The sequence below is a fragment of the Flagellimonas oceanensis genome (assembly GCF_003992595.1).
GTDB classification, from domain to species: Bacteria; Bacteroidota; Bacteroidia; order Flavobacteriales; family Flavobacteriaceae; genus Flagellimonas; species Flagellimonas oceanensis.
This window is the reverse complement of sequence record NZ_RZNA01000040.1, coordinates 360,235-386,278: the sequence shown is the minus strand read 5'-3', so window position 1 is coordinate 386,278 and position 26,044 is coordinate 360,235. Positions and strand designations below refer to the sequence as shown.

Genomic DNA, 26,044 nt, shown 5'->3' with positions numbered 1-26,044 from the left:
TTGCAACACTTCACTTCGTTTCGTTCGCTTTATCTTAGATTTAATCATTCAATGTATCAGATTTATAAGTTTGAATTAGCGTCTCGACCCTTTGTAATTCCTCCTTCAATGCTCTTATTTCTAGTTCCAAAGCTTGGTTTTGTGTCTTATCATCAATTACCTCAACTTCAAAGGGAGGCTGCGGGATTGGCTTTGAAAACAATGGAATAATTGTAGATGCAAGTAAAGTAATCATAGCAATCCATATGGAAACTTTAGCTGTCCTATTCGCTTTCAAAGCCTGCTCTCTTGACTCTTTTAACTCCAAATAATCTATGTATTGTTTAAAGGTCTTTCCTGACAGCACAAACTTTGCTCGTTGAAAATCCTGAAATGCCGGTAAGTAAAAGTCTCGTTTATCTCTAAAATATGATGGAATCATAGTACGGTAAGTTTCAAACGGCTTATGTGAACTTGCTCTAATACGGTCATCAGTTGTAAATGCTTCCACGAACCATTCCACAAGGCCATACTTTGCATTGATTGATATTGTTTTTCCCGACTTTTTCTCGATTTTCTCTATTAACTCATCAAAAGTAATTCCATCTGGAAATTCACTTCCAATTTCCATTGCCATTACATAAACGCTTTCTTTCATTATAAAAACCCTTTATAGTGCCAACCAAAATAATAAACTGTTCCATTCAAAGATAATTCTTACGCACTTTCGGAACTGTATGGCATTGCACCAATCAAAAATGGAAAAACCAATAGAAAGTACATCAACCTAAAAAAGAGAGATTGTAATATTGGCTAGCCTAGTTTTATTGACTTTAGTTGTTCCTTTTTTACTTTATCTTTTGCAACCTTCGGGAGCAAAAGCAAGATTTGTCATGACAATGACACATCTTGAATTTCCACTTTGTGGAAAGTAGCAAAGTTTATTGCCTCTTTCAATACACATTTGTCAAAGATAGTTTTCAATCATCGTATCATTACCGTATTTTTTCGCATCATATCGTTTCATTAATTCATTTTACAATATGACCATGGCACTGAATTTGATGGATTTACGTTAAATAAGAAATTGATTTGTACCTTTACGTCATGAACAGAAGGCAAAATATAACCGCTATTTTCCCAAAATACCTTTTTTGGGACGTGGATATGACCAGGTTAAATCCTCAAAGGGATAAAAACCTTATTATCCCCAGAGCTTTATTTGCCTCTACCGAAGATACTTTTATTGATGATATTGAGCGTCTGGAAGAACTATATTCTAAAAATGAGATTTTACAAACGCTAAGAAGCACCAAAGAACGTATCAGTAACACCGTTTGTGAATTGGTTGCCAAAAGATACCATGCCAAATCCTTCGCTCGCTTTGCTTTATGAGTGCCGTTAGTCCTGCACTTGCCAAAACCATAACAGAACTACAACTACTCAAAACCCTAGAGAAATTTGCCTTGGGAGGAGGCACCAATCTGGCTTTGCGCTATAAACACCGTGTTTCAGTTGATATTGACCTTTTCACAAATGAAATTATTGGCATAAATGGGTTTAAGAAAATCGCCGAAGAAGCAACCCAATTTTATGGTAATAATGTGACTGGCATCGATTATCCTTGTAAAATAAATGACCAATTTGTTTTTCTGCGTTTTTTTATAAAACAGAAAGATGCCTTTATCAAAGTTGAGGTTTTACAGAATTTTCAACGATTGGATGACATAGAGATCATTGATGGCGTCAAACTGCTATCCGCCAAAGATGTAGGTCTTTTAAAATTGATGAGTGCCAGTAACAGACCATCCAAAAAAGATATTTTCGATTTGGACTTCATAACCGATACCATACCGTTACCAAATCTATATACCCATCTTGAAGTCAAGCAAAAGAAATTTAATAAAGAGGAATATCAAACCATTTTTGATTTGGACAAAGAAACAAGTCCTATTGAACGACCAGAGCTGTTGATCGCCTTTGATGAAATTAGAAAGGTTTCCGGCTCACGTCCATCCCATTCACAGGATCTAATACAGATTATGGAAGAAAGTAAAACATGGAAGGAATCACGATATAGCTGGTTAAGAAAGGTTAGAGCATTATACAGGGAGTTGGGATTGGAATATCCAAAACCCAAAGGATACGATTTGTAGAGATTTGGCTTATTTTTGCCTTAAAATGTTAAAAAATAGTTAAAAAGGTGTCCCTTTCGGTAGTGCCAAAATTTTGACCCATTGAAAGAGCCTAAAAACATGGGATTTTTTCCATTTCAACCAGACCCTCTTCCTCCGCAAAAGAAAGCCCGACAATTATGTCGGGCTTTTTGTTTGTATTGGAAATGCGGTTCATCTGGGAATTTTTTTAAGGGTCATTTCCAGGCATGGGTTTATCTTCATAAAAATCCTTGAAGGTCTTTTCGGTGGTGTAATCGTCCCTCAAGACCCTATAAACAGTAATAACTAGAAATACCTGCCCCAATACGGTCAAATAAAATATCCAATTGAAGGCCAAGTCCATCGCGGCAAAAATGGTGACCGTTACTAAAATCAGGGTGGTCAAACCAATCCAGTCCATTACAGAGATTCTCATGTTTTTCTTTTTATTGTTCAATGTTATTTAAAAATAGTTAAACGCTTTTTGTTTTTAGTGAAATTGCTGTTAAATCAGAGAAAGCTTTCGCTGATTATACCTGGATCGTTTCTAATGCTTTGATGACACTTTCTAAAAAATAAGCTTGGGAAAGGAATCTTCTTTATTGCAACGCAGCCCGTGTATTCACCAGTTTCCAAAGCAATCATTTAAATTTTGGGTTATTCGCAATAAAACAATGTTGAATTGCCTATCTTTTACCCAAAATACGTGATTAGCTTAAACAAACTAATATGTCTTTAAAAATCAACCGACCAAAAACCCTGAAAATAAAAATTCCAATCCTCTTTTTTTTCGCTTTCTGTCTGAGCCTGCAAATAGGATGTAAATCCGAGGTCAAAGAGGAAGAAACGCAAAGACCCAACATCGTCTTCATTATGTCAGACGATCATGCATACCAAGCGATTTCTGCTTATGACAACAGTTTGATAGAAACCCCGAACATTGATAGAATTGCGGAAATGGGGATGTTATTTACCAATGCAAGTGTTACCAACTCTATCTGTGCACCCTCCAGAGCCACTATATTGACTGGAAAACACTCTCACGTTAACGGTAAAGTGGACAATGTATCCCCTTTTGATACCACCAACGTAACTTTCCCGCAATTACTTCAAAAAGCAGGCTACCAAACCGCTATGTTCGGAAAATTGCATTTTGGAAACAATCCTAAAGGATTTGACCAGTTTAAAATTTTACCCGGACAAGGTGCTTACTACAACCCTGACTTTATCACAAAAGATGAAGGGGAAATCAACGTCAAAGGTTACGTGACCGACATTGTTACGGATATGACCCTAGACTGGCTGGACAATGAGCGCCAAGAGGATAAACCCTTTATGCTCATGTACCTTCACAAAGCACCGCACCGTTCTTGGTTTATGGCGGAAAGACACATGCAGGAATACACCCAAAAAACATTTGAAGAGCCCGCCACTTTGTTCGATGACCACGAAGGTATGCCAGCTGCGAAAGTTGCCCAAATGAAGATTGACGGTAATATGGGCTGGGCCAACGATAGCAAACTATATCCAGAAGTTATGGATCAACTAGGCTTGGAAGAAGTGATTGGTTTTGACAGGGGCAGGTTTGAAAACTCCTTGGAACGAATGGATTCCATCCAAAGAGCCAATTTTGATGCCGCCTACGAAAAAGTTGCCGAAGACTTTATAGAACAATATCCCAACATGACGGATAAGGATATCGCCAAATGGCGCTATCAACGATATATGCAAGACTATTTGGGCACCATCAAATCCGTGGATGAAAACGTAGGTCGTGTTTTGGATTACTTGGAAGCCAACAATATGATGGAGAATACCATTATCGTGTATACCTCCGACCAAGGATTCTATTTGGGCGAGCACGGTTGGTTCGATAAAAGATTTGTCTACGACGAAAGCCTAAAAACACCATTGTTGGTTTCTTGGCCCAATCGTGTAAAGGCAGGGAGTGTATCGGATGAGCTGGTCCAAAACTTGGATTTTGCCCAAACATTCCTAGATATTGCTGGAGCTCCACAGCCTAGCGACATGCAGGGAAAGAGCTTGGTTCCCGTGCTAACGGGCGATATGGAGAACTGGGACAGAGATGCTGTATATTACCATTATTACGAACATCCTTCGGAACATAATGTGAACAGGCACTATGCCGTTATTACCAAGGACTACAAATTGATTCATTATTATTTCGACTTGGACTATTGGGAGCTTATCGACAGAAAAAAAGACCCATTGGAGCAGCAAAATTATTATGATGACCCCGCCTACGCCGATATTCAAAAAGACTTGCACCAAAAACTTGATGCACTACGCGAACAATACGGCGATTCTGAAGCCATAAGTCAGCAATATATTGATGAATTTATGCCACTCGCCAAAGAAGGCAAGGTATGGGGCGTGGAAGACGATATATTGGAACCCATTGTGGAAAAATGGGAAAGTTCCAAGAAGGAGGAATAACAACAAATAACCATCATTTGGAAAGCCCCGTTTTGGGGCTTTTCTCATTAGTTTCTTTTACATCTCTAAGGCAAGTTGTTTTCAAGCCAAACCAAAATACTAACAAATCAATGCTAGGGTGTTTGCCCATTTTTTATACCTTTTCCGTCATAATTAAATCAAACCATAAAAAACGATGCGCATAAAACCTGTGTTTGCAATCACGTTGCTTGGATTGCTCATTATAGTTTCCTGTAAAAAACAACCAACAAAACCAACCGAAACCCCTATTACTATCGAATTGGACTCAGCTTATCTCAATAATGAGGTTGCTGAAGCGGAAAATATAGGCTCTGTACAATTAGCGGAAGGGCTTCAACTCAATCTCTGGGCTCCCGACACCCTTGCTCCCGACCCCATCGCGATGGATATCGATGCACAAGGTCGTATCTTTTTTACCCGTACCAACCGACAAAAAAACTCTGAATTCGATATTAGAGGTTATCGAGATTGGATGACAGCATCCAACAGTTTTGAAACCGTCGCAGATAGAAAAGCCTTTCTGCACGAAACCTTCGCTCCTGAAAAAAGTGAAGAAAACTCTTGGTTGCCAGACCTCAATAATGATGGCAGTCACGATTGGATGGATTTAGCAGTGGAAGAAGATGAAGTTTGGCGCTTGGAAGATGCCGACCATGACGGTGTTGCAGAGAAAGCGACTCGTGTCGTTCACGATTTTAATTCCGAGGAAAGCGATGTGGCCAACGCTTTGGCGGTTGATGGCGAAAAGTTGTTCGTTGGAATTGCTCCTGATATGTGGCTGATGGAAGATACCAATGGCGATGAAGTATTTGATGCCAAAACTTCCTTGGCCACCGGTTTTGGCGTCCATATTGGTTTTGGCGGTCACGGCATGTCAGGTGCCGTAATGGGCCCAGATGGCAAACTTTACTGGGGTATAGGCGATATTGGAGCCAATATTACCGACAAAGATGGAAATCGATATCCTTACTCTAACCAAGGTGTGATTGTACGCAGTAATCCTGATGGTTCCGATTTTGAGGTATTCGCCCACGGACTTCGAAACACCCATGAATTTGTGTTTGATAAATACGGTAATATCATTTCCTCCGATAATGATGGGGATCACAGAGGAGAAAGTGAACGCCTTGTACATATTGTTGAAGGTTCGGATGCAGGATGGCGCTCCAATTGGCAATATGGAAAGTACACCGACCCAAAAAACAACGAGTACAAGGTTTGGATGGACGAAAAACTATACCTACCCAGATGGGAAGGTCAAGCGGCCCATATCATCCCTCCTATCATGAATTACCACAATGGGCCTACAGGAATGCTTTTTAACCCAGGTACCGCTTTGGGTTCCGATTGGGTAGATAAATTCTTTTTGGTGGAATTTGTGGGCGACCCCGCCCTATCCCATATATGGTCTTTCGATTTAAAACCAAAAGGAGCTTCGTTCGAACTTAAATCCGAAGTGGATATGTTGAGTGGCATCTTGCCAACAGCTATCAAGTTTGGCCCTGATGGCGCCCTTTACCTCGCCGATTGGATCAATGGATGGGACACCAAAAACTCTGGAAGAGTTTGGAAACTGGATGTTACCGATTCGGAAAACGATTTGGCCGAAGAACGCAAAGAGACCCAAAAATGGATGACCACTGATTTTTCTGATTTGGACAATGATAAACTTGTAGACCTATTGCATTATCCGGATATGCGCATCCGCCAAAAAGCACAGTTTGAATTGGCAAAAAGCACCTTCTGGGGTCATCGCAAATTAAAACAAGTCGCTCAAGAAGACGAGAATCAATTGGCTCGTATCCACGCCATTTGGGGTCTTGGTCAACAAGCAGGCGATGATATCGATAAGGCTGACCTCTTAGTGGAGCTCTTAAATGATGACGACCCAGAAATTGTAGCACAAAGCTTAAAGGTTCTTGGCGATGTGTATCATTCAGAAGGAAGTGATAAAATGATAGCCTTACTCGATTCCGAAAATCCTCGGGTACAGTTTTTTGCTGCCCAGGCATTGGGACGAATTGAAGCGGAAAATGCCGTCCAACCATTGTTGGATCTGGTAGTGGAAAATGCGGATGAAGATGTCTATCTACGTCATGCTGCTGTTTTGGCACTATCCAGAATCGGAACCTACCAACCTTTGGTTGAATTGGCCAATAGTGATAATCGTTCCCTGAAAATTGCTGCGGTTTTGGCTTTACGCCGAATGAAACGCCCAGAAGTAGCTCAGTTTCTAAAGGATTCAGATGAATACATTGTTACCGAAGCTGCACGAGCCATTAATGATGATAAGGGGATTCAAGAAGCCCTTGGCGATTTGGCGGCACTATTGGAAAACCCAAAATTCAGTTCCGAACCCTTAATGCGGCGTGTTATTAATGCTTCGCTTCGAGTGGGTGGCGAAAATCAACTTGATAATTTGATTTCATATGCCAAGAATGAAGATGCTCCTTCCGAATTACGAGGTGAGTCCTTGGCCGCTTTGAGTACGTGGACATCGCCATCTGTAATGGACCGCGTGGACGGCTATCATTTGGGAGAAAAAGAAAGACCATTGGAACCCATACAAGACAAAGTATCAGGTAGTATGTCCGATTTTTTGGCTGACGATAATCCAGAAGTACTTGTAGGCGCATTGAAGTTGTTGTCCGCCTTGCAACTAAAAGGACATGAAGACCGATTGGTACAACTCCTTCGCACAAACTCTTCTCCCGAAGCGAGAGCGGAGGCCCTGAATGCATTGGGCAGTATAGACTACGATCAATTAGCTCAGGTAATGCGCATGGGGATGAACGATGAAAATGCACAGGTTAGACGAACTGCCGTGACGTTGATTGGCGACCTTTCATTGACAAAAGAGGAATTGCCCGCCGTGGTAAATCCAATATTCAGTAAAGGTGGGGTTGGTGAACAACAAGCCTTACTGCAAGTCCTCGCAGAAATGCCCGTGGAAAAAAGCGAAGTGGTATTATCCGAAGTCCTACAAAAAGCTGCACGCGGAGGTATTGATGAAGCTGTAATGCTCGATGTAATGGAAGCTGCATCCAACAAAGACTCGGAAATGGTCAAAAAAGAGCTAGCCGCATTAAACAATCAGGGCTATGGTACGGATGCTTATGCAGAAACCTTGTATGGCGGCAGTTGGTGGAACGGACAAAGCGTGTTCACAAGCAACCCCACGGCACAATGTGTGCGTTGTCATGCATTGAACGGCTCTGGCGGACAAGTAGGTCCACCCATGGACGATATCGGCAACAGGTTGACCCGGGAGCAAATATTGGAAGCTTTGATCGAACCCTCCAAACGAATAGCTCCAGGTTACGGAAGCGTAGCCTTGACATTGACCAACGGACAGGAAGTTACAGGGCTTTTGGAGGAAGAGAACGAAGGAAGCCTAGTACTGCGCACTTCGGATGCCGAACCGCTTGAAGTAGCACACTCACGTATTCAAACAAGGCGAAATTTACCTTCGGGAATGCCTGCGATGGGTAAAATGATCAGTAAAAGGGAACTACGCGACCTCATCGAGTATTTAAGCAACCTAAAGACAGAGGAATAAGCAATATAAGAAGTTTCTTAGGAGAGTTTTATTGTATGATATCGCATAGCTTAGCACAAAGTTTGGTACGCGGCGAAGTACAAACTGTTCCATAAACAAATAAAGGCCTTGTGTTGCTATACACAAGGCCTTTATCACAATTTTTAGGGCTATCTATTTTGGTATGTTGCATCCCATTTCATCCCAAGGATAACGTCCGGCTGGTAGCGCTTCATCAATAGTAATAAGAGGCAAAAATATTTCTGCATCCATCGCAACTCCAGAACCTTGAAGGTTAAGGCCGAAAATACTTCGTAATTGATTGGCACCTGTATTGGGTACTGTCACAGCAGCATCCACTTCTTCCCTACTGATTTCTTGTCTACTAGCATAAATCTCTGCCCAACGTTCTGCCACGGGAATCTTTATCAATAAACCTTGGTTTCCATCACTCATTGGGTCTAAATACATTGCTTCGTCCAATATGTCGGCGACAGCCATTTTATCATTGATTTCACGATAATCGTATTTTCCGTTACCTGTGAACAGATTGTTCTTCATAGTGATTTTGGCTCCTTTATTGTACAAGCCACCCATGTGTCCGTAGCCTAAGGCATTGTTTTCTATCGAAGCCACCAAATTTTGATCTATGGCGAGGGCATCCCCTCCGTAAGAAGCAATGGGGTCATGTTTCCAAGTAAAGAGTACGGTATTGTGCTTGATTTGAAATTTAGGCAATAGGGATTCGTCCGAACCCATATAACCTGTGCGGGCTTGGATGCCATAGCCAGTGTTGTTGATGCAAAAATTGTTCTGGATAATGCCTTGTCCTCCTTTAAAAACACGTACGGAAATAGCTCCCTCGGTCGGTGCCGTATTCATGACCACACAATTTTGAACAGCAACGTTAGTGAAATTGCTACCTACAATAACAATACCTCCTGATTCGGGAGATGGGTTCTGTTGGGTTTTAGGACTTGCCTTTCTCCTTATTGCCAAATTCTTGTCCAAATGATAACGGTTTCGCGGCCCATGGTCCACGATAATACCGTCCACAACAATCTCGGACCCTGTTGACTTTTGCCCATTGTTCTCCCGTTGCTGATCAGTGCGGATATAGATCCGTGGCTGTGTGGATTTCATATACTCGTTGGTTCCCGTAAAAATGGTCTTGTGGGCATCCCAGGGATCGCGCGTAGTAAAAGACGTATCGTAACCTCCGTAAATTTTAACGGGCACATTGATTTCATCGGCCCCACTGGAACCTTTGCTCAAATAAATCCCTTCTGCTATGTGAATGCGATCATTGGGTTTAAGATGATGTATAATGTTACCCAAATCTTTGGCGGGACGCTCTTTTGTCCCCATTTGACCTGAACCGGTTGTTTTGCTTATAAACCAATCCCTGCCCTCATTGGAAAAATTGGGAGATGTGTTTTGGGATACACCCCAGTTCAACGTTACTAAAAGAATGATTGCGGTTGAAATTTGATTCTTCATTTTATATTTAATATTAGTATTTGATTATTGTTGATATGGACGAAAGGACCTTAATAGGTTCAGGATATTTGTACAGTTCTCTTTTTTCATGCCAATGGGTGTCCAAGCGACCAAAAAGTATAGGTCATCATTTTTTTCAACGAACAGCGTGTAGTAAGATATAGGAAAGGGAATGTCAGCTATTTGAGCATCAAATTGCAGCCCTCTGTTATTGGCATTGACGATTCCTATGGACAATTCTTCTTCCGAAATAACCTTCATGTCGTGTCTGAACGATGCCAGCTGAATCTGTTCATAGTTTTCCAATACGGAAAGTCCATCTTGGTAAGCTCCATACTTACGCTGTGCAGTTTGAAATTCCCCTGCAGATTCATCGATAACTATGGCGTAAAGCTCTTTTTCTTCATTCAGAAGCTGTAGGTTCGCAGTGTCATTTAGATCGTATACCTTTTCCATATGTACGGGAAGGTCCAGGGAATACTTCTGCGGTATGCCAATGGTTCCTTTCATGTTCCGGGAACGATTTGTAGTCGTCCCCGTCGCCCTTTCTTTTCGCTGCCGGGCATAGTTTTGATAGGCTGAGTAAAGTCGATAACACAATATCGCGGCAGCACCGACGATTCCAATAATTTTAATATCCATTGATTTGCTGTTTACCGCAAATTAGGATGTTGCCGCTTTTGGGATATCCAAGAATTCCATTGGGGCGAAAAAATCTATGAAAACAGGTAATTTTTTATGGACGGCACATATCTCCTAGGTAAGTAGGGCGTATTCCAAAGCCACCTTTACCAAACCGGCGGTGTTTCGTGTACCGGTTTTAATGAGCATGTTTCTGCGGTGGGTTTCCACGGTACCAAAACTAATAAAGAGCTTGTCCGCTATTTCTTGGGTGGTATGTTCCTCCAAAATCAATTGAAGTACTTCCTTTTCCCTTCGGGAAAGTTTTGGGAACAGACTCGAAGTCTCCTTGATTTTCTTGTCGTTGGTCATCATATTGAATACAATCTCCTTGGATGTTTCATCCAAATAGGTCTTTCCTGCAAAAACGGATTCTATGGCTTCCACCAATTCCGTTTTCCCTGCATTCTTCAATACATAGCCCTTTGATCCATTATTGAGCATTTGTCTGATCAGGCTACTTTCTTTATGCATGGTTATGGCTATAATTTTGGATTCCAGGCCTAACTTGGTTATTTTTTTGCAGGCCTCAATACCATTTAAACCGGGCATATTGATGTCCAACAGAATTACATCGGGATTGATTTCGGGTAATTTGTGAAGTGCTTTTTTAGCGTCTAGTTCAGAACCAACAACTTTGATGTCATCTTCATTCTGCAGCAATAACTTGAATCCTTCGATAACCATTTGATGGTCATCAATAATAAAAACATTGATCATTGGTCGGTTGGCGATCTTAAGTGGTTGGTTGATGGTTTTCCCATTAAATATAGACATACCGTTGGTTAAAATAAAAACTCTTTCTAGTCTAACTGATAACCAGACACATAGGGTTCTCCAACCTTGGTGGATGTGGTTATATGGTAAGGTCTTTTGAATCCATCATCAAAATTGAGCACCCCATCATACACCCAAAGCTCCTCCCCGTCCGAGCCGGTGTGCAATCTCAATGTGGTTCGTTTATAGTCTGTAATCTTCCCATGCTCATCGATGAGGGCTTTCATGAAATTGCCCAATTCAACCCCCAAAGTTGGTTTCCGGTACTCTTCGATTACGTTTTTTACTACCGCTTCATAATTTTCCTCAACAATGTTCTTGGAAAACTCTGTGAAAACCTTCGCCTTTTGCAAGTAAGGTCCAAGAGTTTCCGGTTCGTATCTGTAAACGGTGGATTCTCCGGTCTCCGAGTTTACCGTTTCCACGATAATGTATCCGAACTCTTCCTTCTCCTCATTCGTAAATCCATCAAGCAACATCATGGCCACGGATGGGCTTACCAAATCGGGGCGTAAGGTATCCAACATCTTGCTATTGGTAAGCTTTATTTTAAAAGCTTCATAACTTTCGTTGTTTTCATCGTTCATTTGGAATTCTCTTGAGGAGGACACACTGGCTTCATAGTTTTCAGCAATCTTGTCCAAGGTAGCATTTTGGTTGTCCGTATTGCACGAAATTAGCAGTAGCCCCAATATGGGCAATATAAAAAGAGTTCTCATTTTTTGGTAAGTATTTAGTATAGCTTGGTTTTAAATATATTCTTTGGAGATAAATTGGGATACTTCGGTTTCAAGAGACTTGAAATCCTCTTTTTTCACATAATACATTACCCCATAAAAAATGAGCCCGCCAATTAAGGTCAAAGCCATTAAAATCACAAAAAGCACGAACATCCATGGTAGCATTAAATTAATGTTCCCCACTACCTTTACCTTATTATTTTTTGGGATTATAATGGCCATAACGGGACCATTGACCACATTGATTATTTTTTTGTTCAGTAAAGGACTTTTTATTTTATAGTTAGGGAAAGCCGTGGTCAATTTTTGTTTTAATTGTTCCACATCTGCGGTTTGGTTCAGTGACAATTCCATGGTTGAGGTTTTAATGGTTATCTAATATTTTAAAAACAACGGCAAACTATACCAACCTCATTGATTCGGTCTCCCTCAATTCTTGTACTCCAAAAAAATCCATGAAATCATAGATTTTTGGGGGTTGGACGATTTATACAGCAGCTACTACTGATATTTTTTTAAATTGACCGTTCAAACCAACCTCATACCGAATATTAATGATGCTCGTTCTTCCCCAACGTAAAAAACAGTTGTTTTTTACTTTTTTGTTGTTCCTTTTAGCCATTAACAGTTCATTCTCCCAAGATCCAGTTTCGGAATTTTTGGATTCCATTTTGACACATGAGGAAGACACCTCTAAAAAAGTGTTGGGGCTATTGCGTTATTCAGGGCAAAACCGATATGTACCACCCACCAAAAAATTGATAGCGAAGGCCGTTCAAATTTCAAAAACAAATGAAGATGCACTGTTACTGGCCAATAGTTACTATGCCTTGGGGAACTACCATTTTTTTAATGCCAACATCGATTCCAGCCTTACCTCTTTGGACCTTGCAGACGAATATTTAGGAACCAAAGATCAAATGCTCAAAGCATCCATACTTTCAACTCGGGGCGGCATTTATAGTAAGTCCGGCGATGTTACACTTGCCTTGGCAACGCAATTGGAAGCCAAAGCCATTTTGGAACAGATTGATGAAAGTGGTTTGGATGATAGTGCAAAGAACCAATTGACGGGTAAAAAACTGGTGCTTTACAATAGTCTGGCCAATCTGTATCTTAAAATCGATGATTACGAAAACGCGCTGAAAAATTATGATGAAGCCTATAATTTAGCCACTAAGGACGAGCGTGCGCTTCCCAACACGGCTATAATCCTAAGTAATAAAGGGGAACTGCTATATAAAATGAAACGCTATGAGGAAGCCCTTCAAACTGCTTACGATGCCAAAAAAATGAAAATTGAGGCAAAGCTTCCAGAGCGATTTGTAGCGGTCTCCAACTATCATATCGGTAGGGCGCTTTATCAGCTTGATAGTGTGGGCAGTGCGCTGAATTATTTCAACAAGGCCCTTACCACCAGTCGGGACAAACAATATGCCCATGGAGAAATGCTTGCCCTTGCCGAAAGAGGATTGCTTTATCTGGAGCAAGGCAACCTTGAAAAAGCCTTGACCGATTGTAGACGATCCCTGGAGTTCGCAGAAGCCATGGATGAAATAGAAACAAAAATTGAAGCGTGTGATTGTCTTTACAAAACCGAAAGCAAGTTGGGAAACTATGAAGCATCCCTTAGGAATTTTGAAATGTACACGCAGTTAAAGGATTCCCTTTTCAACGAGAAGAACGTTAGAAAAATTACCCGGTTGGGCATGCAGTACGAATTTGATAAAAGGGAAGCGGAGCAAGAGTTGTTGATTGCCAAGAAAAACCGACAACAGAAGCTTATGTTATGGGGAGTTGGTGTTTTGGTGGTTTTTGGTCTATTGGCCTCCATTTTCCTTAGAAAGCGCTTGATCTACCAAAAAACCATCACTGCGCAACGACAAGCGATTCAGGAACAAGAAATCGTGAAACTGCGACAACAGAACAGAATCACAACCATGAACAGTATGATCGAAGGTCAAGAAAAGGAGCGTGCCCGCATTGCCAAGGACCTTCACGATGGATTGGGAAGCCTACTGAGCTCCGTTAAGTCCCATTATATCGCGGTTACCGAAAACCATTCAACCAACAAAGAAACGGTGGACAAAACCGAACAACTTATTGACTATGCTTGCAATGAAGTTCGTAGAATCTCGCACAATATGGTGCCGCACACCTTAGCAGTTTCTGGGTTAAGGGATGGAATCAAGGATTTGGCCGATAGATTGACCATCGACAATTATGAGGTAACCCTGGAAATAAACAAGCTCCCAAAATTGGATGCCACCAAGGAAGTCATGGTATACCGACTGGTACAAGAAATCGTTTCCAATATTAAAAAACACGCCAATGCAAAGTCCATATTTATTCAGCTATATGCGCACAACGAGCAGGTATTCCTGACCGTTGAGGATGATGGAGTCGGATTTAATCCCCAACAGTCCAAAAACAAAGAGGGCCTTGGACTTAAGAATATCGAAAGTCGCGTTGCCTACCTGAATGGAGAAATTGACTGGGATAGTGAGGAAGGACGAGGAACCACTATCAATATTAATTTCTTGGCCTAACGAATCCTAAGAAGTGAAGCGTATTTTTCGTTCAACAACTTAACAAAGTGAAAGTTGTAGGATTTATTTACACTGAAGTCATAATACGCGGTAAGATTCAAAATAATCATCAGGGTTGAAAAGAAATATAGGTTAAGCAATAATGCAATTCCCAAATGCATTCCTATGGTGGTGGCCAACCAATACTTTCGAAGCGCTTTCACATTGATTAAAAAGTAAAGCATTTCAACAAGGATTACGGACCAACCGATTAGTGCCAAAAGCCATTGGTGTTCGGACAACCATTCAACACCCAAATTAAAATCCAAGTTAAAGTAGGGCAATGTAATTGTTTTCCAAATAGCTTCCCCGTTCCGCCAGTTATAGCCCAGAAGCTTATCAAAACCAGAAAAGAAATAGGCAATGCAAATAAATATCCCAAATAGTCTTCGCAAAAGTTGGAAATCTACTTTGGGCCGCAACTTTAGTACCATCCTTTTAAATAAAATAGCATCCAAAGAACCGTAAAGATTAGAGGGTAAAAAACATAAAAAGAATAGACTTATATTGGTAAAGTAATCCACCCCATAATTGAAAAACACATTGGTTTTGAGCAAGGCAATATGCAGTATCAATAAGACCAAAGCTGAAAATTGGGTAATACACCCCATCGCCAATAATAGGGTAAACAATAGAAAAATCAATGTGATGGAATTCAAATAAACGTCCATTGGGAAACCCAAACTCTCTGATAACCGGAAATGGGTCAAAATTGTATCGAAAACAAACAAATCGGATATGGGGTTGGGCAGTAAGGCCATGTCTCTGAACAGATAGGGCAAATCTTTATAAAAGGCCATTAAATGCACTAGGACAAATATGGCCACCGAAACTCTAAAGAACACCAAGAACATGGCGTTTTTAGAAACTTGATTATTTATAGTTTTCCCAAAGTTCATCGCGCGTATAGTTTTTTGATTTCAAAAACACATATATGGGAGCCATAGTCTTATTGCTTTTCAATTGTTCCAAAGTTGGGTAGTGATACAGTTGAACCTTTGCATTAACAAATTCAGCTTGTTCATTATCCAACAGTACCTTGGAGGCCAGCCCTTTCAAAAAAATATCACATCTCTTGATTTCAAGCGAATCCGGGTCTGATTCCATATATTTCTCGAACATGGAATAGGCCGTCCTAATTCTCGAAACACTCTCCTTTTGGTGCATGTTAGGAAAATAAGTAGTCTCAATCAATGTACTGTCTGTTGAGAACAACGTAAATTCGGTAAGGTATTCGCTGGCAACGTTTGGTGCAAAAAAACCAAATCCGGTATCCATCCCGGTGTAGGATAAAAAAGTTGAAACAGCCTTATTTTCCACAAACCCAAGAGAACGGTACAATATATTTTCCTGCTTTCTTTTTTCAGCATCCTCTGTATGATAGAACTCTGTATACGAAGAGATAGTCCCCCTGACATTGACCACCAGTGTGGTCATAAAAATAAGCCCGAAGAGAGCTACGTAGATTTTGTTCAATATTCGCATGGCAATACAAAAAGAGCCAGGGTCTTTTAGGACCCTGGCAAACAACTATCTCAAATAGGATTCCATTGTTTTATCAATGAATTCCCTAGCTTCAGCTTCGTTCTGGACACGAACATTTTTAGTTTTGTACAAAGTCTTCGTAAAATTTTTACTCTTCGCTTCCTTGTGAACAACAAGTGTTCTACCGTTTTCGTGCAAGACCGCAGTTTCTTTCCACCCCTTGGCATCTCTAAACTCAGAAAAATCGAACTCTTTCGTGGGTTGAACATGTTTGGCTTCCTTCCATCCTTTGTAGGTCATAAGCTCTTTAAGAGTCTCCGGTTTTAAATCGACCTGGGACATTTGATAGGTACCATCTTTCAATCGAACCAATTTCTTTTCTTGACTACCCTGAAATGAAAAAAAGGTCAAGGATAGCACTGCCACTACCAAAAGTGTGATTTGTTTCATAATGTATTGTATTTTAAGGTGAATCGTGCCCAATAATTAAGAGGGTTGGGTCACTTGCAAAATGCCGACATCCAAAGCTGATAAGGAATGTCGCCCCCGAGGGAACTTTCTCTAAGCTATTTAGCGTTGATTCGGTATTTGAACCTATTGGCAACCGACTTGTTTCTCATGGCCACGCTAACGATTTTTCCCTTTACGCCAGTTAATGTGAATACCTTGGTCTTTCCGTTCCTATCATTCGGAAAAGTATAGGTTTTCAGTGTTTTCGTTATCCCATCTCTACCATGGGAACAGATGACCACACCGGTTTCTGCCCGTCCATCATATTTATTGATCGTGATTTTCATGGTATTGTTGAAGGATGGAGGGGTTACAAAAGTCCTTTTCGTCTGACCTGTTATGCTGCCGCTTTCATTACCTCCGTCGGTTTCCAAAAACCGTGGTCCAATATTGGCGCCACTATTAGATGAAATCCAGTTCCAGGCCCTTTTAACCTTTTGAACCTTATTTTTAAAAGGAATCAGTGTGAAATTAGGTTTCCACGGGCCAAACTGTTCCCATGTCTTTTCTGCAAGTTTTTTCCCTTGATTACAGTTTTGAGCATTTGCATTGAAGCTAATCACAACCATCACAAGAGCACATACGAGGATTGATTTTTTCATTTTGAATGTTTTAAATGTTACGCTCGCAAAGTAGAAACCAATACCTAGTTGTTTATCCATCAAATCTTATAGAATGTAAAAATCCATGATTTCCCGTAGGTCAAACCTTAACATTAAAAAATTGAAGAGTTTTGGTTATCTTGAAGGAAGATAAAAGGTACCCATGGACTCAAATAAAGAGCTTAAACTACGATGCTGGATAGATATTGACGGAAAGAAATTCTTTGGCACCGGACGTGCTCAATTGCTAGTAATGATTGAAAAGAACGGTTCTTTATCCAAAGCGGCCAAGGAAATGGGCATGTCCTATCGTAAAGCATGGGCGATGGTGGAAGATATGAACCAACGAGGCCAGCAACCCTATGTGAAACTCCACAAAGGCGGAACCCAAGGAGGTGGAGCAGAATTAACGGAGACTGGCAAGATAGTGCTATCCACCTTTCAAAAAATGAACGATAAAATTAATGAAACCGTTCAGCAGCATACGGAAGAACTTTTGGGACTCATTTAAATCTTTACCCCAAATCCGTGCAACAAAATTAGTCGGAACCCTACGTACAGCACCAAAATACTGGTAAGCACACCTAAAAACTTGAGATTGAACTTTTTATTGGATAAATAAGAACCAATACTTCCTCCAATCACAACAGCAACAATAAGCTGTAGCATCAATGCATTGTTCAGTTTGAAAGTTCCCGCTACATTGAGACCGATTAAACCCGACACGGAATTTACCAATATAAATACGGAAGCCAATGAAGCAATTATCCTAGGATTGGCCCATTTTAAAAGATTCAATACGGGCGACAGGAAAATACCTCCTCCTATCCCAGATATGCCCGAGAGCAAGCCTATACTCCCTCCCAACAAGAGCTTTTTAGGGTTGGAAAACTCCTTGGTGTCCATTTTTTTCTTTACAAAACGCAATAGCATGAAAATACCTGCCAAAACCAAGGCACTACCCAAAATTAAAAAGAAAGAAGTTTTGGAAAGTCGCAACTGAGCTCCCAGATAAGCCAAAGGAATGCTAGCTACCAAGAAAGGCCAAAACTTTTTAAGGTCAAACACCCTGTTCTTGATGAAGAATAACGTTCCTATGGTCACAACGCAAATATTAAGAACGAGTGCGGTGGAACGAATTTCATAAAAATCGGTCAGGAAAAGACTTAATATGGCCAAGTAGCTAGAACCACCTCCGAATCCAACAGAACTGTAGAATAATGCAATCAGAAAGAAGACTATGGGAAGATATTCAACCGTCATCAATTATGAAATTAGTTTACACTTGATGAAATCGCCTTCGTTGAATGCTTCCCCATCAGCCACAAAAGCTAGTGCATTGCCCTTGGCCATGGATTGAATCATGGAAGACCCTTGTCCATCAAGAATCTCTACTTTTCCATTAACAACAGCGGCTTTTAAAAAGGATGGCCGTCCAAAACGGTTTTCATATGCATGCTTTATCGGGAATTGATAAGTGGTCAAACCTACGTTCTCATATCCTGATAGTTTTTGTAATAACGGAAGTACGTACACATAAAAACAGGTCAGTGAAGATGCTGGGTTCCCAGGCAAGGCAAACACAAACTGATTTTCTTTCCTTCCAAAATACAAAGGTTTTCCTGGTTTTTGAAACACCTTGTAAAACAATTCATTGACCTCGTTTTCTTCGAGGGATTGTTTTACAAAATCGTAATCACCGACCGATATCCCTCCCGAGATAATCAGTACATCGCAAGACTCCAATGCCGTTTTAATGCCTGCTTTCGTGGCCTCAAAATCATCTTTTATCTGCGTTTTTTGATGATGCTGAAATCCAAATTGCTGAAGTGCCCCAGAAATCGCGTAGCTGTTGGATTCGTATATCTGTCCTTCGGTTTTGGGTTCTCCCGGTTTTACGAGTTCATTTCCCGTGGTGATGATATTGATTTGTGGTTTGGAAAACACTTCCAATTGCGATAATCCCAAACTGCCCATCAAAGCCAAAGAAGGTGGGTTCAAAATGTGCCCTTTTTCAAATACCGCTTGCCCTTCCGTCAACTGACCGCCCTTTTTTCGGATATTCTGTCCAGCTTTGGGCACCTCATCAAGAAACAGCGTGCTGTCTTTTACGGAGGTTTTCTCTTGCATCATCACAGCAGTGGTGTTTTTGGGCACTTTTGCTCCAGTAAAAATCCGAACGGCTTCTCCATCTTGCAACGAGACATCCTCGGAATCGCCAGCAGCGACCTCCCCTATCAATTGGTATTCTTGATAAAGTCCGGAAAGGGCATATCCGTCCATCGCCGAATTATCAAACTCAGGTACATCAAAGGGTGATACCGTGTCTGTTGCCAATGCATAACCCAATGCCTTCGCCAAAGGTTTTGATTCACTTTTTAAACAGATGTTTTGATCTTCGATAATACGAAGGGCTTCTTCAATCGTAACCATTAGCCTCCTATTGAAATCATTGAACGGTTTTGCTCGTAGTGGTCGGCGTCCATTTTAACATCCATGCCATCACGGGAATGCTTTTTGGATTTTATGGCCTCCAGAATGGTGCTTTCAATTTGTTCTCCTTTTCGAAGCGGCGTCAATAAATCAGTTTCTGAGGTGGTAAAAAGACAGTTTTTCATTTTGCCATCGGCGGTCAAGCGAATACGGTTGCATTCATCGCAAAACGGATTGGTAATCGTGCTTACAATGCCAAAACTGCCCTTGTGACCCTTCACTCTAAAATTTGTGGAGGTACTGTGCTTTGGATTTTGTAACGTTTCGATTTCCCCGAACTTGTCGCCTACGGTCTTTAAGATTTCTTCTTTGGAAACGCCCTTGCTCCAGTCCCATTTATTCCCCTTAAAAGGCATAAACTCAATAAATTTGGGTGTAATGTTTTTATCCTTGGTCAATGCGATAAAATCATTGATTTCCTTATCATTCACTCCCTTGACCAACACAATATTGAGCTTGATATCCATATCCATGTCCAAGGCCATGTTCAAGTTTCGCATAATGCGCTCATAATAGTCCCGCTTGGTGATGAAAATGGATTTGGCCTTGTCCAGTGTATCCAGACTGAAATTAATTTTGCGCAGCCCAATTTTATTGAAAAGGTCCAAATATTTATCAAGTACAATTCCGTTTGTGGTCAATTTTAGGGTCACGCCCAGTTTGGCAAGCTCCTCGACCAAATAGCCGAAATTCTTCCGAACCAAAGGTTCGCCGCCCGTCAGCCGCACCGTATCCACGCCCAAATCCCGAAATGTCCGTGTCATTTCAATGATTTCCTCCAGCGTCATGATACTCGGTTTTTCCATCAGCTCAATGCCTTCTTCCGGCATACAGTAAAAGCACCGCAGGTTGCACCGATCCGTCAATGAAATGCGCAGATAGGTATGTGGCCTACCGAAGTTGTCTATTATTTGTGGTTTTTTGTCAATCATGTCTTTTTCCTTCTATCACTTTAAATGCATGCAGCACATGCGGGAAAATCGCGTCCATGGATTCCGCTGCTCCCTTTGTGGAACCTGGAAGTGCCAATATCAATTTACCGTCTTTAATGCCCGCGATGGAACGCGAGAACATCGCATACGGCATCCTGTTTTGCCCGTAGCTTCGCATTTGTTCTTCTACTCCTTTTAGTTTGATGTCCAACATGGGTTCCAAGGTCTGCGGGGTGACATCTCGAGGTCCCACGCCTGTTCCTCCGGTAAAAATCAGCAAGTCAGCAAAAGTGTTTTCCACTTTTTTGATGATTGCTTCAGCTTCATCGGGAATAATGCTTTTTTGGGATGGCACACCCAGAGACTTCAATTTCTCAATGATAGCCTCTCCTGCCCTATCCTCGCCTTTTCCTTTGGAAATGGTATCCGAACAAACAACAACATCAGCGGTCAACCCTTCCGAATTGATTTTATAGGAAGATTTCCCTCCTTTTTTGGATTTAAGGCGAATAGTGCCGATTTCCACGTTTTTGTCAATCGGTTTTAGCATATCGTACATGGTAAGGGCCACAACACTTGCTCCGTGCATCGCCTCTACCTCTACCCCTGTTTTATATATGGTCTTTACCGTCATGGAAATGGTAATGTCCAACCCGTCAATTTCATAATCGATGCCCGTGTATTCAATGGGTAACGGATGACAATCAGGCAATAGGTCCGGTGTTTTCTTGACGCCCAACAAACCAGCCGCTTTGGCCATTTCAAACACATTCCCTTTGGGAACTTCATTGTTTTGTATCGCATCTATCGTAGCTTGGCTACTTGTTTTTACGATAGCTTCAGCGGTAGCTTCCCGCAAAGTCGTCACTTTATGTGTAATGTCTACCATTTACTTATTTACTTTCCATTGATGAGTTTCGTCCTCAAAAATCTCTTTACCGAACACAGGTACTTTCGCTTTGATTTCCTCCACAAAAAAGTTGGTCGCCTCTATCGCAATCTTTCGGTGTGCCGATGATGTGAACACGAACAAACACAACTCCCCAACGTTTACCTTACCCAAACTGTGATAAATATGAGCACAGGTAATGTCGAACTTGGCAAAAGCTGCTTCGCGTATTTCGTGGAAGACTTTCTCAGCCATTTCTTCATATGCTGTGTAATCGATGGCAGTCACGGTTTTACCTTCTACCTCGTCGGCCCTTATCTGTCCCAAAAAAATACTGTGCGCGCCAATATTCGTCTTGCTTTGGTGGTTAGCCACCGAATTGGCTATTTTTTCGGGAGGAATCGCTCCTTGTACAAATACTTTTTTTGGTTTCTTCTTATCCATCAATAATTGTTTCTATACCGCCTTCCACGTTTTTCAAATTGTGAAAGCCAAATTCGTTTTTAAGGATTTCTATGGCGTTTTTGCTTCGTTTTCCAGATTGGCAGAATACAAAAACCTCCTGATTATTGGGTATTTCTTGGTATCGTAATGTTAAATCACTCATCGGAATACTGAGCACTTTTTTACCCTTTGGTTTGGGCTGTTCGAACACTTCGCGTACATCGAGATACCACTGTTCCTTATTTTTTAAATCGCAATCAATGTAAACGGGAGCTATTCCATTCTTGCGAATTTTTTCCACTTCTTCGGGGCGCTTGTTTATTTTGATGATCTGCTCGCTGGCCCGCATCATATTGATGAGTTTTAACCTACCCGACATTACTTCGCCCGCCCCCAAAATAATTTTAAGTACTTCCGCTGCCTGCAGCGTTCCGAGAATGCCCGGTAATACACCCAATACGCCCGTGGCCTCACAACTGATGTTCTGCCGTGTGCTTTTTGGGAACACACACCGATACGTAGGCCCATTCTTGTAATTGAAGACCGATAATTGTCCTTCATTTTTATAAATAGAGGCAAAAACCCAAGGTTTATTCGTCAATATGCACGCATCATTGATAAGGTACTTGGTTTCAAAATTGTCCGTGCCATCCAAAACGACGTCGTATTGATTGATGATGTTTTCCGCGTTTTCAACGGTCAACGGCACTTCGAACACTTCAAACCGTACCTCACTGTTCTGTTTTTCCAAACGTTCCTTGGCAACAACAGCTTTTGACCTTGCCACATCCGATTCTTGAAAGAGGACTTGTCTATGCAAATTGGACATATCGACCTTATCATGGTCCATCAAACCAATTTTGCCGACTCCTGCGCCTGCCAAATACATCGCAGCAGGACAGCCCAGCCCCCCAACACCAACAATCAATACTTTGGCATTGCGAAGCTTTCCCTGACCTCCAGGCCCAACTTCCGTGAGTTTTATTTGTCTGTCGTATCTGCTCATCCTCCAGCGAATGGTGGCAACAAGGCCACTTCGTCCCCGTCTTTTAAGGTTATTGTATCATCCAAATTTTGGTTTACGGCTATCTGTACGGACTCTTTGTCCGCTATAGCCAAGCCGTTCAAGCATTGTACCTTTAGTTCCAAAGCGGTAAGCGTTCCATTGAGGTCCAAAACCTCTTCGGACTTTTCAGTAGCTTCGGCTACCAAACCAAAATATTTAACGGTCACTTTCATTCTTCCATTTGCTTTAGTTGCTTCACATCTTCTTCGGTATCCACATCAAAACCTCCCTTTTTAAAGGTTTCCGCACAGTAATTAAAATCTTCCATGCGAGTTAGTTTCTTAGCTCCTTCGTCTCCTTCCAGCTGCAATAACAATGGAAATGCTTCCTTACTAAAGATGGCCGGCACTCCAATATTATCCCCATATTTGGAATAGGTTGCTTTTGGATGTTGTGTCAGTTGGGTATGCACCAGTTTGATTAAGTTGGTGCGTTCCAAAAAGGGTTGGTCGGATACCAGAAACAATACATAGTCCAATCCTTCTTCCTTCGCCATCGCAGCTTCCAGCCCAACCTTGATGCTAGACGCCATTCCTTGCTCCCAATGGGTATTAACGACCACTTTAAAGTCATTGGGATTAATTTTATCGACAATCTCCTCCCGCTCTCCGCCTAAAACCAAAATTTTGGTTTGGAAACCCAGTAGGTCCACTTTATCCAATGCATGGTCCAAAAGGGTTTTTCCCTTATATTCCACCAATTGCTTTGGTCGCCCCAAACGAGTAGAGCCACCTGCTGCCAAAACAACCACCGCTATGTTTTCTTCTGCACTCAAAGGGTTATTTTTTGAAATTGATTCTGTTTCGTATCGTGAATCGGCTCAGTTTTCTGCTTTAAAGGTCGAGCCTCTTTGTCGGTTAGCACACTTTGTATCTCTGCCAAAATGGACAATCCAATTTCGGCCGGTGTCTCTGCGCCTATTTCCAAGCCTACAGGTGCGTGAATCTTGGCCAAATCCTCTTTGGATACTTCGATGCCTCCATCTGCCAACTCGTTAAGCATGCGCTCATATTTTTTCAATGGACCCAAAATGCCAATGTAAGGTGTCTCGGGATTTCCGAGCAATAACTTAAGCACCGATAAATCGTAGTTGTAATTATGGCTCATCAACACAAAACAAGTTCGATTATCTATGTTGATATTTTTTAGCGTTTCCTCTGGTTTGGTAACAATCACTTCGCAAGATCCCACAAAACGTTCTTTGTTGGCATGCGTGGGACGCCCATCGGTAACGGTCACTTTCCAACCTAGTAAATCGGTTTGTTGCGCCAAGATTTGGGCATCGTTCCCTGCTCCTACCAATACCAATTTTACAGGTGGTTGATGGATTTGGATGAACACAAAATGTGTTTTCTCTTCCGTTGTGAGCTCTGCAAAACAAGATGCATTTTCATTGATGACCTCTCTACTTTTAACAAGCAAAGCTTGTTGTAAATCATCGCAAAGCTGCTGACCCGAAACTGCCTGATTTTCATCCGTAACCAAACTGGTTCCCAGTTGTTGTTGGGATTTATCCAAATTAAAAACGACCGAGACCGCCATGGGAACTTCCTGTTCGGTAATGGTTCTCAAAAGTTCGCATGGATTGTTCCCATCGGTATAATTTATGGGTTCAAAGAGCACCTGAATAATACCATTACAGCCTAATTGTGCGCCGATAACCGCATCATCCTCATCACTGGTATCGTAAGTGACCAGCTTGTTTTCTTGTCTATCCAACGCAAAAAGTGCTTTTCTGAGCGCATCACCCTCTAAGCAACCTCCGCTTATGGCCCCTGTAATATTTCCGTATTCGTCCACCAACATTCGTGCACCGGCTCTTCGGTACGATGAGCCTTCAACATGGACAACAGTAGCCAAAATACAGCGTACATCCTGCAATTTTAGCTCTTTATATTTTGATATGATGACATCCAACTCCCTCATACAACACTAGTTTTTAGTTGGTTGACTGCTTTTTTAATTTCAAACACCGCTTTTTCAATATCTTCCGAAGAGGTGTCTCGGCCTGTACTGATTCGTAGACTGGCCAAGGCAACTTCATCATCAACTCCCATCGCTTTTAATACGTGTGATGGATTCACTTGATTCGCGGTACAGGCGGAACCCCGAGAAACAGCCAAGGCATTCAAATAACGAAGCAACTTGGTGCCATCCACTGCTTTGAACGATACATTTGTGGTATTAGGCAACCGCTCTTCATTTTGGCAATTGATGGTTGCCTCATCTATGGTCAACAGCCCCTCCTCCAATTGGTTTTGAAGCCTTTTAAATCTTTGGTGATTCTCTTTCAAGCTTTGCTTTGCAATTTCACTAGCTTTGCCAAAACCAACAATACCAGGAACATTCAAAGTACCAGGTCGCAATCCTTTTTCGTGGCTGCCACCAAAAAGATGTTTGTCAATGGAAATGTTATTGTTTTTATTTAAATAAAGTGCACCAACACCTTTGGGGCCATAAAGTTTGTGTGAAGAAAAAACAGCTATGTCGATTCCCGAATCCTGTAAATCAATTGGGATTTTACCCACTGCCTGTGTAATGTCGGACATTACAGGAACACTCTTGGAATGCGCTATTTCGGTTATCGTTTTTATCGGATGAATCAGACCTGTCTCGTTGTTGGCAAGCATCAAGCAGACCAAAATTGTGGATGGGTTTATTTCTTCCTCCAACACATTCAAATCGATGTTTCCTTGTCCATCCACATTTAAATACGTGACTTCAAAACCATCGGATTCCAAAGCCTCCAAAGTATCCACGACTGCTTTGTGCTCCGTTTTACAGGAAATAATGTGGTTGCCCTTGCTCCTGTTTTTTTTGCAAAATCCGAACAAGGCCAAATTAGCGGCCTCAGTAGCTCCGGAGGTAAAAGTGATTTCCGTTGGTCTACAATTTACCAGCTTCGCTACCTGAATACGTGCTGTTTCAACTGCATCATCGGCATACCATCCATAGGAGTGATCACTGCTTGCATTGCCAAAGTTCTCGGTAAAATACGGCAGCATTGCCTCCACCACTTTTGGATTTGTAGGTGTGGTTGCATTGTAATCCAAATATATTTTTCCGTTTAGCGACAAATTACAATCGTTATGTTTAAGCGTGCATAACGCAATGTAATAAGAAAGAATCAGTATTTACCTATGTTTTTCAAACGATTATGAAATAAAACTCGATAAAACCTTTGGC

27 protein-coding genes are annotated in these 26,044 nt (G+C 41.5%); 6 read left to right on the top strand and 21 right to left on the bottom strand.

Features of this window, described 5'->3' with window-relative positions; translation table 11 throughout:
- Nucleotides 1-40: 40 nt before the first annotated feature.
- Nucleotides 41-637: a hypothetical protein gene (locus tag EO132_RS11520; RefSeq protein ID WP_127137993.1), complete on the bottom strand. Its 597-nt coding sequence runs from the start codon at nt 635-637 to the stop codon at nt 41-43.
- A 449-nt stretch (nt 638-1,086) separates the two neighbouring features.
- On the opposite strand from EO132_RS11520, the gene EO132_RS11515 reads away from it, so the two are divergent.
- On the top strand, nt 1,087-1,374 hold the full coding sequence (locus tag EO132_RS11515) for a DUF6922 domain-containing protein (protein WP_127137992.1): 288 nt from the start codon (nt 1,087-1,089) through the stop codon (nt 1,372-1,374).
- On the top strand, nt 1,371-2,135 hold the full coding sequence (locus EO132_RS11510; RefSeq protein ID WP_127137991.1) for a nucleotidyl transferase AbiEii/AbiGii toxin family protein: 765 nt from the start codon (nt 1,371-1,373) through the stop codon (nt 2,133-2,135). Before EO132_RS11515 ends, EO132_RS11510 begins: the two co-directional genes overlap by 4 nt.
- Nucleotides 2,136-2,343: 208 nt before the next feature.
- Here the strand turns inward: EO132_RS11510 and EO132_RS11505 are convergent, their stop codons facing one another.
- Nucleotides 2,344-2,571 (bottom strand): hypothetical protein, encoded by a 228-nt coding sequence (locus tag EO132_RS11505; RefSeq protein ID WP_127137990.1) that lies wholly within the window; start codon nt 2,569-2,571, stop codon nt 2,344-2,346.
- Between the two features lie 293 nt (nt 2,572-2,864).
- On the opposite strand from EO132_RS11505, the gene EO132_RS11500 reads away from it, so the two are divergent.
- Nucleotides 2,865-4,592 carry a sulfatase family protein gene (locus EO132_RS11500; protein ID WP_127137989.1) on the top strand — a complete coding sequence of 576 codons (1,728 nt, stop codon included), beginning with the start codon at nt 2,865-2,867 and terminating at the stop codon, nt 4,590-4,592.
- Between the two features lie 175 nt (nt 4,593-4,767).
- Complete coding sequence (locus tag EO132_RS11495) at nt 4,768-8,172, top strand: HEAT repeat domain-containing protein (protein WP_127137988.1); 3,405 nt, start codon at nt 4,768-4,770, stop codon at nt 8,170-8,172.
- Between the two features lie 153 nt (nt 8,173-8,325).
- Here the strand turns inward: EO132_RS11495 and EO132_RS11490 are convergent, their stop codons facing one another.
- The 5 genes from EO132_RS11490 to EO132_RS11470 form a co-directional block, all read right to left on the bottom strand.
- A complete protein-coding gene (locus EO132_RS11490) occupies nt 8,326-9,651 on the bottom strand; it encodes a hypothetical protein (protein ID WP_127137987.1) in 1,326 nt (441 codons plus the stop codon).
- Between the two features lie 24 nt (nt 9,652-9,675).
- Complete coding sequence (locus EO132_RS11485) at nt 9,676-10,293, bottom strand: hypothetical protein (protein WP_127137986.1); 618 nt, start codon at nt 10,291-10,293, stop codon at nt 9,676-9,678.
- 114 nt (nt 10,294-10,407) lie between these two features.
- The gene (locus tag EO132_RS11480) at nt 10,408-11,109 is read right to left on the bottom strand and encodes a response regulator transcription factor (RefSeq protein WP_205780357.1); all 702 of its coding nucleotides are present in this window, start codon (nt 11,107-11,109) and stop codon (nt 10,408-10,410) included.
- A 26-nt stretch (nt 11,110-11,135) separates the two neighbouring features.
- Complete coding sequence (locus EO132_RS11475) at nt 11,136-11,828, bottom strand: hypothetical protein (protein ID WP_127137985.1); 693 nt, start codon at nt 11,826-11,828, stop codon at nt 11,136-11,138.
- 30 nt (nt 11,829-11,858) lie between these two features.
- Complete coding sequence (locus EO132_RS11470) at nt 11,859-12,203, bottom strand: hypothetical protein (protein WP_127137984.1); 345 nt, start codon at nt 12,201-12,203, stop codon at nt 11,859-11,861.
- 200 nt (nt 12,204-12,403) lie between these two features.
- Between EO132_RS11470 and EO132_RS11465 the strand changes: the two genes are divergently transcribed.
- On the top strand, nt 12,404-14,398 hold the full coding sequence (locus EO132_RS11465; RefSeq protein WP_127137983.1) for a tetratricopeptide repeat-containing sensor histidine kinase: 1,995 nt from the start codon (nt 12,404-12,406) through the stop codon (nt 14,396-14,398).
- Here EO132_RS11465 and EO132_RS11460 read toward each other — a convergent pair.
- The 4 genes from EO132_RS11460 to EO132_RS11445 all read right to left on the bottom strand — a co-directional run bounded on the left by EO132_RS11460 (nt 14,395) and on the right by EO132_RS11445 (nt 17,034).
- Complete coding sequence (locus tag EO132_RS11460) at nt 14,395-15,336, bottom strand: HTTM domain-containing protein (protein WP_127137982.1); 942 nt, start codon at nt 15,334-15,336, stop codon at nt 14,395-14,397. The two genes, EO132_RS11465 and EO132_RS11460, sit on opposite strands and share 4 nt — an antisense overlap.
- Nucleotides 15,311-15,913 carry a hypothetical protein gene (locus EO132_RS11455; protein ID WP_164732328.1) on the bottom strand — a complete coding sequence of 201 codons (603 nt, stop codon included), beginning with the start codon at nt 15,911-15,913 and terminating at the stop codon, nt 15,311-15,313. The genes EO132_RS11460 and EO132_RS11455 overlap by 26 nt, the downstream gene beginning before the upstream one ends.
- A 54-nt stretch (nt 15,914-15,967) precedes the next feature.
- Nucleotides 15,968-16,372, bottom strand: coding sequence for a hypothetical protein (locus EO132_RS11450; RefSeq protein ID WP_127137980.1), 405 nt, complete (start codon nt 16,370-16,372; stop codon nt 15,968-15,970).
- Nucleotides 16,373-16,488: 116 nt separating this feature from the next.
- Nucleotides 16,489-17,034 (bottom strand): hypothetical protein, encoded by a 546-nt coding sequence (locus EO132_RS11445; protein ID WP_127137979.1) that lies wholly within the window; start codon nt 17,032-17,034, stop codon nt 16,489-16,491.
- 163 nt (nt 17,035-17,197) lie between these two features.
- Between EO132_RS11445 and EO132_RS11440 the strand changes: the two genes are divergently transcribed.
- Entirely contained in the window at nt 17,198-17,545 is a 348-nt protein-coding gene (locus EO132_RS11440) for a winged helix-turn-helix domain-containing protein (protein ID WP_127137978.1), read from the top strand.
- Here EO132_RS11440 and EO132_RS11435 read toward each other — a convergent pair.
- The 10 genes from EO132_RS11435 to EO132_RS11390 are packed head-to-tail and all read right to left on the bottom strand — an operon-like array spanning nt 17,542 to nt 25,911.
- Nucleotides 17,542-18,297: a sulfite exporter TauE/SafE family protein gene (locus EO132_RS11435; protein ID WP_127137977.1), complete on the bottom strand. Its 756-nt coding sequence runs from the start codon at nt 18,295-18,297 to the stop codon at nt 17,542-17,544. The two genes, EO132_RS11440 and EO132_RS11435, sit on opposite strands and share 4 nt — an antisense overlap.
- Before the next feature lie 3 nt (nt 18,298-18,300).
- Entirely contained in the window at nt 18,301-19,467 is a 1,167-nt protein-coding gene (locus EO132_RS11430; protein ID WP_127137976.1) for a molybdopterin molybdotransferase MoeA, read from the bottom strand.
- Nucleotides 19,467-20,459 (bottom strand): GTP 3',8-cyclase MoaA, encoded by a 993-nt coding sequence (gene moaA, locus EO132_RS11425; RefSeq protein ID WP_127137975.1) that lies wholly within the window; start codon nt 20,457-20,459, stop codon nt 19,467-19,469. The genes EO132_RS11430 and moaA overlap by 1 nt, the downstream gene beginning before the upstream one ends.
- The gene (gene moaCB / locus EO132_RS11420; protein WP_127137974.1) at nt 20,452-21,348 is read right to left on the bottom strand and encodes a bifunctional molybdenum cofactor biosynthesis protein MoaC/MoaB; all 897 of its coding nucleotides are present in this window, start codon (nt 21,346-21,348) and stop codon (nt 20,452-20,454) included. The genes moaA and moaCB overlap by 8 nt, the downstream gene beginning before the upstream one ends.
- On the bottom strand, nt 21,349-21,792 hold the full coding sequence (locus EO132_RS11415; RefSeq protein ID WP_127137973.1) for a molybdenum cofactor biosynthesis protein MoaE: 444 nt from the start codon (nt 21,790-21,792) through the stop codon (nt 21,349-21,351).
- Nucleotides 21,785-22,798 carry a HesA/MoeB/ThiF family protein gene (locus EO132_RS11410; protein ID WP_127137972.1) on the bottom strand — a complete coding sequence of 338 codons (1,014 nt, stop codon included), beginning with the start codon at nt 22,796-22,798 and terminating at the stop codon, nt 21,785-21,787. Before EO132_RS11410 ends, EO132_RS11415 begins: the two co-directional genes overlap by 8 nt.
- Nucleotides 22,795-23,031, bottom strand: coding sequence for a MoaD/ThiS family protein (locus EO132_RS11405; protein ID WP_127137971.1), 237 nt, complete (start codon nt 23,029-23,031; stop codon nt 22,795-22,797). Before EO132_RS11405 ends, EO132_RS11410 begins: the two co-directional genes overlap by 4 nt.
- On the bottom strand, nt 23,028-23,633 hold the full coding sequence (locus EO132_RS11400; RefSeq protein WP_127137970.1) for a nucleotidyltransferase family protein: 606 nt from the start codon (nt 23,631-23,633) through the stop codon (nt 23,028-23,030). Before EO132_RS11400 ends, EO132_RS11405 begins: the two co-directional genes overlap by 4 nt.
- On the bottom strand, nt 23,630-24,784 hold the full coding sequence (locus EO132_RS11395; RefSeq protein ID WP_127137969.1) for an XdhC family protein: 1,155 nt from the start codon (nt 24,782-24,784) through the stop codon (nt 23,630-23,632). The genes EO132_RS11400 and EO132_RS11395 overlap by 4 nt, the downstream gene beginning before the upstream one ends.
- Nucleotides 24,781-25,911 carry a cysteine desulfurase family protein gene (locus EO132_RS11390; protein ID WP_235856442.1) on the bottom strand — a complete coding sequence of 377 codons (1,131 nt, stop codon included), beginning with the start codon at nt 25,909-25,911 and terminating at the stop codon, nt 24,781-24,783. Before EO132_RS11390 ends, EO132_RS11395 begins: the two co-directional genes overlap by 4 nt.
- Nucleotides 25,912-26,044: the final 133 nt, after the last annotated feature.